Source organism: Cryobacterium cryoconiti, from assembly GCF_004403065.1.
In the GTDB taxonomy this organism is placed as follows: domain Bacteria; phylum Actinomycetota; class Actinomycetes; order Actinomycetales; family Microbacteriaceae; genus Cryobacterium; species Cryobacterium cryoconiti.
In genome coordinates, this window is sequence record NZ_SOHA01000031.1 from 1 (window position 1) to 11,515 (window position 11,515).

At 69.5% G+C, this 11,515-nt stretch carries 6 protein-coding genes, 1 tRNA gene and 1 other RNA gene; 6 read left to right on the top strand and 2 right to left on the bottom strand.

The window, feature by feature from the left end; translation table 11 throughout:
* Positions 1–541: 541 nt before the first annotated feature.
* Positions 542–629 (bottom strand) — tRNA-Ser (locus E3T49_RS10040).
* A 129-nt stretch (positions 630–758) separates the two neighbouring features.
* Here E3T49_RS10040 and ffs point away from each other — a divergent pair.
* The 4 genes from ffs (at position 759) to E3T49_RS10060 (ending at position 6,929) form a co-directional block, all read left to right on the top strand.
* Positions 759–855, top strand: an RNA gene (gene ffs / locus E3T49_RS10045) — signal recognition particle sRNA small type.
* Positions 856–1,011: 156 nt separating this feature from the next.
* Positions 1,012–3,480, top strand: coding sequence for a phosphoketolase family protein (locus E3T49_RS10050; RefSeq protein ID WP_134424778.1), 2,469 nt, complete (start codon positions 1,012–1,014; stop codon positions 3,478–3,480).
* A gap of 3 nt (positions 3,481–3,483) precedes the next feature.
* Positions 3,484–5,715: a phosphate acetyltransferase gene (gene pta, locus E3T49_RS10055; protein ID WP_134424779.1), complete on the top strand. Its 2,232-nt coding sequence runs from the start codon at positions 3,484–3,486 to the stop codon at positions 5,713–5,715.
* Positions 5,712–6,929, top strand: coding sequence for an acetate/propionate family kinase (locus E3T49_RS10060; RefSeq protein ID WP_134424780.1), 1,218 nt, complete (start codon positions 5,712–5,714; stop codon positions 6,927–6,929). Before pta ends, E3T49_RS10060 begins: the two co-directional genes overlap by 4 nt.
* A 331-nt stretch (positions 6,930–7,260) precedes the next feature.
* On the opposite strand, the gene E3T49_RS10065 is transcribed toward E3T49_RS10060, so the two are convergent.
* Positions 7,261–8,163 carry a type IV toxin-antitoxin system AbiEi family antitoxin domain-containing protein gene (locus E3T49_RS10065; protein WP_166785519.1) on the bottom strand — a complete coding sequence of 301 codons (903 nt, stop codon included), beginning with the start codon at positions 8,161–8,163 and terminating at the stop codon, positions 7,261–7,263.
* A 404-nt stretch (positions 8,164–8,567) separates the two neighbouring features.
* Here E3T49_RS10065 and E3T49_RS10070 point away from each other — a divergent pair, with 404 nt between their 5' ends.
* Positions 8,568–8,978 (top strand): YccF domain-containing protein, encoded by a 411-nt coding sequence (locus E3T49_RS10070; protein WP_134424782.1) that lies wholly within the window; start codon positions 8,568–8,570, stop codon positions 8,976–8,978.
* Positions 8,979–9,144: 166 nt separating this feature from the next.
* A partial coding sequence (locus E3T49_RS10075) for a DNA polymerase III subunit gamma and tau (RefSeq protein WP_241972755.1) occupies positions 9,145–11,515 on the top strand: 2,371 nt, incomplete at its 3' end.

Sequence of the window (11,515 nt, forward strand, 5' to 3'; positions counted from 1 at the left end):
GCCGCCCCCCGCGCCGCGGGCGCCGCGCCGCCCCCTCGCCGACTAGCGCTCCGCTCGCCGCCCGCTGCTCGCCGCCCGTCGCCCCGCCCCCGTGCATAACTCCTGCAATTTCGTTCCGGAGGGCTGTTTTGGGGCCGAATCGGGCACATTCGGCAGGATTTGCAGGAGTTATGCACGGGGGTGGGGGGTGACTCACGAAATCCGGGACGGCTGCGGCGGCGGATTCTGCCCGGAATCGGGCGACGGATGCCTCCGCGCGGCCCGGATCCTCTGAGTTGGCCCCAATCGGGTGCGGAAACTCGGCAGTCCCGCGGGGGAGTCGCACCCGGGGCGGTGGTCGAGCCTGTCGAGACCGAGACGCCGGTGGTCGAGCCTGTCGAGACCGAGACGCCGGTGGTCGAGCCTGTCGAGACCGAGACGCCGGTGGTCGAGCCTGTCGAGACCGAGACGNAGACCGAGACGCCGGTGGTCGAGCCTGTCGAGACCGAGACCGAGACCGAGACCGACATCCGGTCTACTTCTACTGCTGCACACAAAAGTCTGGCGGAGAATGGGGGATTCGAACCCCCGAGGGCTCTCACCCAACACGCTTTCCAAGCGTGCGCCATAGGCCACTAGGCGAATTCTCCTGGCCGAACGTTCCCCGAAGGGAACGACCTAGAGAATCTTACCTGTTTCCGGAGGCCTCCGCGCACACCCGTTCCGGATGCCCCGAATCGGCAGTTTTCGCCCTCGCCGACTTTGCGTCTAAACTGAGGGTCGGCTCCTCGTGTGGCGCCATCTCGGCCAACTCCCCCAGGACGGAAACGTAGCAAGGGTAACCGGGCTCTGGTGGGTGCGCGAGGAGTCTTTTTCATGCCCGCAGCCCCGAGGCCGCATGCCCGAACCACCTGCCGGCAGCACCGAAACACCATGCCTCCAACACCAGGCCGTTAGCAATGATAACGATTTCGCCTCATCTCCTAAGATGGGAACGCGCAGTTAACGCCCCGACCGTGCTTGGAGGCACCAATGGCTGAAATATCCGCTACTCCCTTTCTCTGGCCGGACCGGTCCCCGCATCCGCTCAGCGCTGAGGCGCTCGCCAGCGTCGATGCCTGGTGGCGGGCCGCCAACTACCTCTCGGTGGGGCAGATCTACCTGCTCGACAACCCGTTACTGCGTCAGCCGCTCACGCGGGACCACATTAAACCTCGCCTGCTGGGCCACTGGGGAACCACCCCGGGTCTGAACTTCCTTTATGCCCACCTGAACCGCGCCATCCAGGAACGGTCCATCAGCACCCTCTACGTCACGGGCCCCGGCCACGGCGGCCCCGGCATGGTCGCCAACGCCTATCTCGACGGCACGTACTCCGAGATCTACTCCGGCGTCGACCAGAGCGAGCAGGGCGTCAAGGCCCTGTTCCGCCAGTTCTCATTCCCCGGCGGCATTCCCAGCCACGCCTCGCCCGAAACCCCCGGCTCGATCCACGAGGGCGGCGAGCTCGGCTACGCACTCAGCCACGCCTACGGCGCCGCGTTCGACAACCCCGACCTGCTGGTCGCCGCGGTCGTCGGCGACGGTGAGGCCGAGACCGGCCCGCTGGCCACCAGCTGGCACTCGAACAAGTTCATCGACCCGCTTCAGGATGGCGTCGTGCTGCCGATCCTGCACCTCAACGGGTACAAGATCGCCAACCCCACCGTGCTCGCCCGCATCCCGGAAGAGGAACTCCTCGACCTGATGCGCGGCTACGGCCACAAGCCGTACATCGTCGCCGGCGGCTTCGACGGCGAAGACCCCCTGCTCGTGCACCAGCGTATGGCCGAAACCCTCGACGAGGTGCTCAACGAGATCGCCGCGATCAAGGCGCGCGCCCTCGCCGGCGACACCGAACGCCCGCGCTGGCCGATGATCATCCTGCGCACGCCCAAGGGCTGGACCTGCCCGCCCGTCATCGACGGGGTGCAGGTCGTCGACTCCTGGCGGTCGCACCAGGTGCCGCTGAGCAACGCCCGCGACACCGAGGCGCACACCCGGCTGCTCGAAGAGTGGCTGGCCTCCTACCGGCCGGAAGAACTCTTCGACGCCGACGGCGCCCCTGCCGCGCAGGTCTCCGCACTGGCACCGGTCGGCGACCTGCGGATGAGCGCGAACCCTGTTTCCAACGGCGGGCTGCTGCGCCGGGCGCTGAAGCTGCCCGACTTCAAGAAGTACGGGGTGGAGGTTCCCTCCCCGGGCGCCACCACCGATGAGGCCACCAAGGTTCTCGGCACCTGGCTGGCCGACGTCATCCGTGACAACCCCGACAATTTCCGCATCTTCGGACCCGACGAGACGGCATCCAACCGCCTCGCCCCGGCCGTCTACGCGGCCACCGACAAGCAGTGGAACGCGGAATTCCACGAGGGCGACACCAACCTCGCCCGCGCCGGCCGCGTGATGGAGATGCTCAGCGAGCACCAGTGCCAGGGCTGGCTCGAGGGCTATCTGCTCACCGGCCGTCACGGTCTGTTCAACTGCTACGAGGCATTCATCCACATCGTCGACTCGATGTTCAACCAGCACGCGAAGTGGTTGAAGGTCACCCGCGAGATCCCATGGCGCCGCTCCATCTCGAGCCTGAACTACCTGCTCAGCTCGCACGTCTGGCGCCAGGACCACAACGGGTTCTCGCACCAGGACCCCGGCTTCATCGACCACGTCGTCAACAAGAGCGCGGATGTCGTGCGCGTCTACCTGCCGTTCGACGCCAACACGTTGCTCGCCACCTACAACCACTGCCTGCGCAGCGTGGACTACGTCAACGTGGTCGTCGCCGGCAAGCAGCCGGCGCCGAACTGGCTCACCATGGATCAGGCCGTCGCGCACTGCAAGCGGGGCCTCGGCATCTTCGACTGGGCCGGCACCGAGAAGTTCGGCACGTCGCCCGACGTCGTGCTCGCCGCCGCCGGTGAGGTGCCCACCCTCGAGGTGCTGGCCGCGGCCGCCATCCTGCGGGAATGGCTGCCCGACCTGGCGGTGCGCGTCGTGAACGTCGTCGACCTGATGCGCCTGCAGTCCGAGGCGGATCACCCGCACGGCCTCAGTGACAACGAATTCGACGCCATCTTCACGGCCGACAAGCCGATCGTGTTCGCCTACCACGGGTATCCGTGGCTGATCCATCGCCTCACCTACAAGCGCAACGGGCACGGCAACCTGCACGCCCGCGGTTACAAGGAGAACGGCACCACCACCACCCCGTTCGACATGGTCATGCTCAACGACCTCGACCGGTACCACCTGGTGATGGACGTCATCGACCGGGTTCCCGGCCTCGGCGCCCGCGCCGCCCTGCTTCGCCAGGAGATGCAGGATGCCCGCCTCCGGGCCCGCACATACACCCGCGACCATGGGGAAGACATCCCCGCCGTCACCGAATGGGTCTGGGACGCCGATGGCGTCGGCGTGACCCCCGACAATGCCGGTGTCTCCACCGGCGGAGATAACGTATAAACCGTGGCTGACAGCATCTACATCACCTCTGCCGAGGGAAACACCGGCAAATCCACCATCGCCCTGGGCGTGCTCGACACCCTGCTCCGTTCGGTGCAGCGCGTCGGCGTGTTCCGGCCCGTCGCCCGCTCGGCGCACCACCCCGACTACGTGCTCGAGCTGCTGCTCTCGCACCTGTCGAGCGCGTCCGCGCTGAGCACCCAGCCTCCGCTGAGCTATGACGAGTGCGTCGGCGTCACCTACGACGCGGTGCACCTCGACCCCGACGCGGCCCTCGGCCGCATCGTGCAGCGTTACAAGGCCATCGAGGCGCAGTGCGATGCCGTGGTCGTCATCGGCTCCGATTACACGGATGTCGGCAGTCCCACCGAGCTCGCCTTCAACCTGCGCATCGCCGCGAACCTGGGGGTGCCGGTGCTGCTGGTGCTCGGCGGGCGGGTTGGTCCCGGCCAGCGCGACGCGCTGACCCAGGGCGACCGCCAGCTCGGGCAGAGCGACCCGCGCACGCCGGAGGACATCCGTCAGCTCACCGACGTCACCCTGGCCGAGCTGCGCTACGAGCACGTCTCACTGCTCGGCGTGATCGTGAACCGGGCCGACCCGAGCCGTCTCGACGATCTCATCGGCGCCGTGCGCAGCGTCGTCGACGCCGACGTGAAGCCCGGCGACGGCCGCGGCGCGGTGCCGGTCTGGGCTCTGCCCGAAGACCCGTACCTGGTTGCTCCCAGCATGAAGAGCATCCTCAAGGCCACCAACGGCACCATGATCAAGGGTGACCAGGCGCTGCTCACCCGCGAGGCGCTCGGCGTGGTCGTCGCGGCCATGTCGATGGTGAACGTGCTTCCGCGGCTGTTCGACGGCGCCGTGGTCGTGGTTCCCAGCGACCGGCCCCAGGTGCTGCTGGCCGTGCTGATGGCGAATTCGTCCGCCACGTTCCCGTCGATCGCCGGCATCGTGCTGGTCGGCGGGTTCCCCCTGCCCGACGAGATCGAACGCCTCGTCGAGGGGCTCGACTCCTCGGTGCCGATCATCCGCACCGAGCTCAACTCCTACGACGCGGCGCTGCGCATCACGCACACGCCCGGGCGGATGGCCGCCGATTCCCAGCGCAAGCGGGACACGGCGCTGGCTCTCTTCGAAGGCCACGTGGAGGCATCCGTGCTGCTGGACCGGCTCCGCGTGAGCCGGGCCGACGTGGTCACCCCGTTGATGTTCGAGTACACGCTGCTCGAACGGGCGCGCACCAACCGCAAGCGCATCGTGCTGCCCGAGGGAGACGACGACCGCGTGCTGCGCGCCGCCGCCACCCTGCTGGCCCGCGACGTGGCCGACATCGTCATCCTCGGCGAGGAGTTCGAGGTGCGCTCGCGCGCCATCGGCCTCGGCCTCGACATCGCCAAGGCGCAGGTCGTGAGCCCCTTTGACGACGTGCTGCGCCACAAGTTCGCGGAGGCCTACTCCCTGCTGCGCGCCCACAAGGGCGTCACGGTCGAGCAGGCCATGGATGTCGTCACCGACGTCTCGTACTTCGGCACCATGATGGTGCAGCTCGGCCTCGCCGACGGCATGGTCTCCGGGGCAACCCACACGACCGCGCACACCATCCGGCCCAGCTTCGAGATCATCAAGACGCGTCCGGGAGTCTCGGTCGTGTCCAGCGTGTTCCTGATGGCGCTCGCCGACAAAGTTCTCGTCTACGGCGACTGCGCGGTCAACCCGGACCCCACCGCCGAGCAGCTCGCCGACATCGCCATCTCGGCGTCGGAGACGGCCGTCGAGTTCGGCATCGAGCCGCGCATCGCCATGCTCAGCTACTCGACCGGCGAGTCCGGTCAGGGTGCCGACGTGGACAAGGTGCGAGCCGCCACCGCCCTCGTGCGGGAGCGTCGCCCCGACCTTCTGATCGAAGGGCCGATCCAGTACGACGCGGCAGCGGATGCCGCCGTCGCCGCCACCAAGATGCCCGGTTCGGCTGTTGCCGGCCGCGCCACCGTTTTCATATTCCCCGACCTGAATACGGGTAACAACACGTATAAGGCCGTACAGCGCAGTGCCGGAGCCCTGGCCATCGGCCCCGTGCTCCAGGGGCTGCGCAAACCCATCAATGACCTTTCTCGAGGAGCACTAGTGCAAGACATCGTCAACACCGTAGCCATCACCGCGATCCAAGCCGCGACGCTGACCGCGTCCGCCGCGGGCGCGTCCGCTTCGGCCGCAGCGGCGGTGTCCGCATGACCGCCATCCTGGTCGTCAACTCCGGCTCGTCGTCGTTCAAGTACCAGCTGATCGACATGGACACCGAGACCGAACTCGCCAGCGGGCTCGTCGAGCGCATCGGTGAGCCGATCGGCCACTCGCGCCACAACGTGGGCACCGCGAAGGACGGCCGCACCGAACGCGACCTGCCGATCGTGGACCACACCGCCGGCTTCGCCGTGATGATCGAGGCGTTCGCCGAGCACGGGCCGAAGCTGTCCGAGGCGAACCTGATCGCCGTCGGCCACCGCGTGGTGCAGGGCGGAAACCGCTTCTTCGAGCCGACCGAGGTCACCCACCTGGTGGAGCTGAACATCGAGGACCTGTCCGAGATCGCGCCGCTGCACAACCCGGGCGCCGTTCAGGGCATCCGTGCCGCCCGTGCGAGCTTCGCCAACGTGCCTCACGTCGCCGTCTTCGACACCGCGTTCCACCAGACGCTGCCGCCGGCCGCGTACACCTACGCCATCGACAAGGACCTGGCCACCCGCTACCGCGTGCGCAAGTACGGTTTCCACGGCACCTCGCACAAGTTCGTGTCGGAAGCCGTGGCTTCCTTCCTCGACAAGCCGCTGGCCGAGCTCAAGACGATCGTGTTGCACCTGGGCAACGGCGCATCCGTGTGTGCCGTCGACGGCGGCGAATCGATCGACACCTCGATGGGCATGACCCCGCTGCAGGGCCTCGTCATGGGCACCCGCTCGGGCGACATCGACCCGGCCGTGATCTTCCACCTGCGCCGCCGCGCCGGCATGACCACCGCCGAGCTCGACGACCTGCTCAACCGCCGCGGCGGCATGCTGGCCCTGGCCGGCAACGGCGACATGCGCGACGTGGAGGACGCCGCAGTGGCCGGTGATCCGGTCGCCCAGGCCGCTCTCGACGTGTACTTCCACCGGATCAAGGGCTACGTCGGCAACTACTACGCGCAGCTCGGCAACGTGGACGTCATCGTCTTCACCGCGGGTGTCGGCGAGAACTCGCCGATCGTTCGCGCCGGCGCGCTGGCCGGGCTCGAGGGCATGGGCATCGAGATCGACCCCGTGCTCAACGAGGCGAAATCCCGCAAGCCGCGCGTTATCTCCACGGAGAACTCGCGCGTGACGGTGCTCGTCATCCCGACGAACGAGGAGTTGGAGATCGCCCGTCAGACGCTGGCGACGATCAGCCGCACGCATCCGTCTGCCCTGTAGAGGGGTGTTCGTTCGTTAGTTCTTTAGTTCGTCGCGCTTTGCGCGTGCTGATCGGCCGTCTCCGGGTTCGGGGGCGGCCGATTGTCGTTGGTGGGGGGTGTTGGCGCGGTGGCCGGGGTGCGTGCGGGACTCGGCTCTGGGGCTGCCCGCGGGGTGACGTAACTGCGGAGTTTTTGGCGACACGCGGCATCCGGTGGCGACGGATGCGGCGTGTCGCGAATATCTCCTCAATTACGTTGGGAACGGTGTGGCCTGGTGCCCCCGGACGTGGTCCCGCGGCCGCCTCGGGTGCGGGCGGCGCGGGTTGTGCGGACGGTGCGGGCGGAGGGGTTCAGAGCGGGTCGCCGAGGCGGGTGAGGAGGCGGCCGAAGCGGCCGGACCGGGCGCGCTGGGCATCCTCGACAACGCGCGCGATGGCGGCGAGCGTCGTCTCCCACTCGTAGAGGATCTGATCGTGGGTGAGGCGGATGGCCCGGCGGCCGAGGGCCTCGGTCTTCAGATCGCGGGTGCGGTCGGCGTGGAAACGGTCGGGGCCGTGCCATTTCTCGCCGTCGGTTTCGAGGGCGACACAGTCCTCGACGACGAGGTCTTCGTCGCCGATGCCCGTCACGTGTTGCTGCGCCACGACCGAGTAGCCCGCGTGTCGCAGCCTGCGCCGAACGATCGTCTCCAGGCCCGAGCCCGAGGTGAATTCCAGCTCCTGGATTCCGCCCGCGAGCCGAGCCGGCGCCCGGCCGCACAGCTCGCGCACCTGGTCGATCGTGAGGAAGCCCTCGTGCACGGCCGACTCGAGGCAGGCGATCGCATGTTCCTCGTCGAGGCAGTGGATGGCCTGCCATACTGCCTCCATCGGAGAGACCAGCCAGGACCGCTCGGCCGAACCCGGGAACCGCGGGTGCGCCCAGTGGTACCGGATCGGGCTGCCGCCGTGGTCGCGCCCCGGCCGGCTGCCGCCGGCGTGGGCGGGCAGTTGCAGGTGCAACGACCGGTCGAGTCCGGCCCAGACCCTCGCCCGGCGGAGCGCGCTGAGGCAGCTGATCCGAGCGTGGGCAGCGGCGGCATCGCGCTGGTCGCGGTCGGCGTGGGCGCAGAGGTAGACGCCCCGCGCGGCGCGCACGATGGCCCCCCGTTGAATGGCCGTGCGCAGGTGCGCGGGCGAGGCGCCGTGCCTGAGCAGCTCGTCGGTGGTGGCGGCGTGGCCGAGGGTGCAGATGAGGGTCGCAGCTGAGCGCATCCGTTCAGGATGCCCGCGGGCCCGGCCCGCTCCCGCGGCAGCGCTGACCGGTGCAGAAGATCGCGGTCCGGCGACCTGTGGGGGAGCGCCGTGCGAGAGCGGGCTCGTGCGCGGGGGCGGGCTCGTGCGCGGGGGCGGGCTCGTGCGCGGGGGCGGGCTCGTGCGCGGCTGCATGCCTCGTTCGGGCCGCTTTCCGCCCTGGTCTGGGCCCCGGAGTCACGTTACTGAGGAGATTGTCGGGACACGCCGCATCCGGGGGCGCTGCACGCGGCGTGTTGCGAAAATCTCCGCGTTCAGCGTGACCCGCCCGGCGACGGATGCTGCCGCTCACCCCGGCCTCCGAACCACACCCGGCCGCCGCCGCACTCGCCCCTCCTCCCCACCCGCGCGGGTAGAATTCCGGCGTGCGCACACTCTTGAACGTGATCTGGTTCGTCCTGAGCGGATTCTGGCTTTTCCTGGGCTACGCGGCCGCGGGCATCCTGCTCTGCGTGCTGATCATCACCATCCCGTGGGGCATCGCGTCGTTCCGCATCGGCGCGTACGCGCTCTGGCCGTTCGGCCGCACCGTCGTGTCCAAGCCCACGAGCGGGGCGTTCTCGTTCATCGGCAACGTGATCTGGGTGATCCTCGCCGGGTGGTGGCTGGCCCTGGCGCACATCATCTCGGGGATCGCGCTCTGCGTGACCATCATCGGAATCCCGCTCGGCATCGCCGACTTCAAGATGGTGCCGGTCTCGCTCGCACCCCTCGGCAAGGTGATCGTGAGCAACCGCCCCGGCGAGTTCGACCAGGTCCTCGCCCGCCGCTCCTAGGCAACGGATGCCGGCCCGCCCCTCCACAGGCCCGGCACCACCCGGCCCCGCCCCGCCACGGGCCCGGCATCGCACACCCCACACGCCACTGTCAGTGGCTCGGGCTACGATTGACCCCGTGGTTACCGCCCTGTATCGCCGCTACCGGCCCGAGACTTTTGCTGAGATGATCGGTCAGTCTCAGGTGACCGAACCCCTGATGACTGCGCTGCGCACGAACCGGGTGAATCACGCGTACCTGTTCAGCGGGCCGCGCGGCTGCGGAAAGACCACGTCCGCGCGCATTCTGGCGCGCTGCCTGAACTGTGCCGAGGGTCCCACCGACACGCCCTGCGGCGTCTGCCCGAGCTGCGTGGAACTCTCCCGCGACGGCGGCGGATCCCTCGACGTGGTCGAGATCGACGCGGCCAGCCACAACGGTGTCGACGACGCCCGGGACATCCGTGAGCGTGCGATTTTCGCGCCCGCCCGCGACCGCTACAAGATCTTCATCCTCGACGAGGCGCATATGGTCACGCCGCAGGGCTTCAACGCGCTGCTGAAGATCGTCGAAGAGCCGCCCGAGCACGTCAAGTTCATCTTCGCCACGACCGAACCCGAAAAGGTGATCGGCACCATCCGTTCGCGCACGCATCACTACCCGTTCCGGCTCGTGCCGCCCGGGCCGATGCTCGAATACGTGCAGCAGATGTGCGACACCGAGCAGATGACCGTCGCGCCCGGCGTGCTGCCGCTCGTGGTGCGCGCCGGCGGCGGGTCCCCGCGCGACACCCTGTCGCTGCTCGACCAGCTGATGGCCGGATCCGACGGACACTCCGTGGAATACGGTCGGGCCGTGGCCCTGCTCGGTTACACGAACGCGTCGCTGCTCGACGAATCCATCGACGCGATCGCCGACCGCGACCCGTCCGCCGCGTTCGACGCGGTCGACCGGGTCGTGCAGACCGGGCAAGACCCGCGCCGTTTCGTCGAGGACCTGCTCGAACGCCTGCGCGACCTCATCATCGTGGGCGCCACGAGTGCCGCCGGTGCCGCCGCCGTGCTGCGCGGCGTTCCGCAAGACGAGCTCGACCGCATGGCCGTGCAGGCCGCCAAGTTCGGCCCGGCCGAGCTGTCCCGCACCGCCGACGTGATCAACGCCGCCCTCACCGAGATGACCGGCGCCACCAGCCCGCGCCTGCACCTCGAACTCATGATCGCCCGCGTGCTCATCCCCGCGAGCGACGATTCCACCCGCGGCGCGCTCGCCCGCGTCGAACGCCTCGAGCGGCGCATCGGCGTCGGCACGGGCTCCGGTTCGGGTTCTGATTCCTCCGCCGGTTCTGGTGGCGGTGCCGGCTTCGGTGCTGGCTCTGTCTCTGGCGCCGGCGCCGGCTCTGGCTCTGGCTCTGGCTCTGGCAACATCCCGGCGACGGATGCCCCCGGCACCAGCCCGGCCGGCTCGCCCGCGCGCGCGGCTGCGGTCGCGGCGACGGAGGTCGTGCGTCCGCCCGCTGCCGCCGCTTCCTCGGCACCCGGGGCTCCTGCTGCCGCCACGGACGCACTTGCTCCCAACGCTGCCGCTGCTCCACCTGCCGCCCCTGCTGCGCCCGCCACGGCGCCCCGCCCCATCGGCCCCGTCACTCTCCAGCAGGTGAAAGATGCCTGGCCGCAGGTTCTGGAGTCCGTGAAGGCCGCCAAGATCAGCGCCTGGCTCGTGCTCTACACCGCGCGCGCCATGGAACTGCGCGGCGGCGACCTGCTCGTGCTCTCGTTCCCGAGCCAGAACGACGTCGCCGGACTCAAGCAGTCCGCAGCCCCCGGGCAGGGCGTCGGCGACTACCTCAAGCGGGCCGTCAACGAGGTGCTCGGGTTCACCCCCAAGCTCACCGCGATCGTCGACTCGTCCCCGAGAACGGATGCCGCCGCCACCCCGAACTCACCGGCGTCCGGCCCGACATCGGGTTCCGGCCCGGCATCCGGCCCGGCATCGGGTTCCGGTGCGGCATCGGGTTCCGGTGCGGCATCGGGTTCCGGTGCGGCATCGGGTTCCGGCCCGGCATCGGGTTCCGGTGCGCCGGCATCCGCAGCGCCGACCTCGCCCGCACCGACCTCACCCGCACCAACTTCGCCCGCACCAACCGCCGCCGTCAACAGTCCTGCCGCAACCGGCTCGGCAACCGGCTCGGCAACCGGCTCGGCAACCGGGACCGCCGGCACCAAGACGAAACCGAGGGCCGCTGCTGCCGCGACCGAGGAGGCGTCGGCTGCCGACGCCGACCCCGATCCGGCCGCTGCACCCGTCACCGGCTGGGCGACCGCTGCGATTCCGAGTTCCGCGGACGCCGGTACCGGCTGGGCCACGGTTGCCATTCCCGGGTCGATGCCGGCCGACGCCACCGCCAACGCGGCAGCCGCCGGATCGGCGGCAGCCGCAGCCGCACCCGGATCCGCCGATCGGGCCGCAGCCGCAACGGGATCCGCGGGAACCGCGGGAGCCGGCGGCTCCGCCGCGACCGGCGCGCAGACGTTTGCGCAGCCGTCCGCGCAGCCGCCCG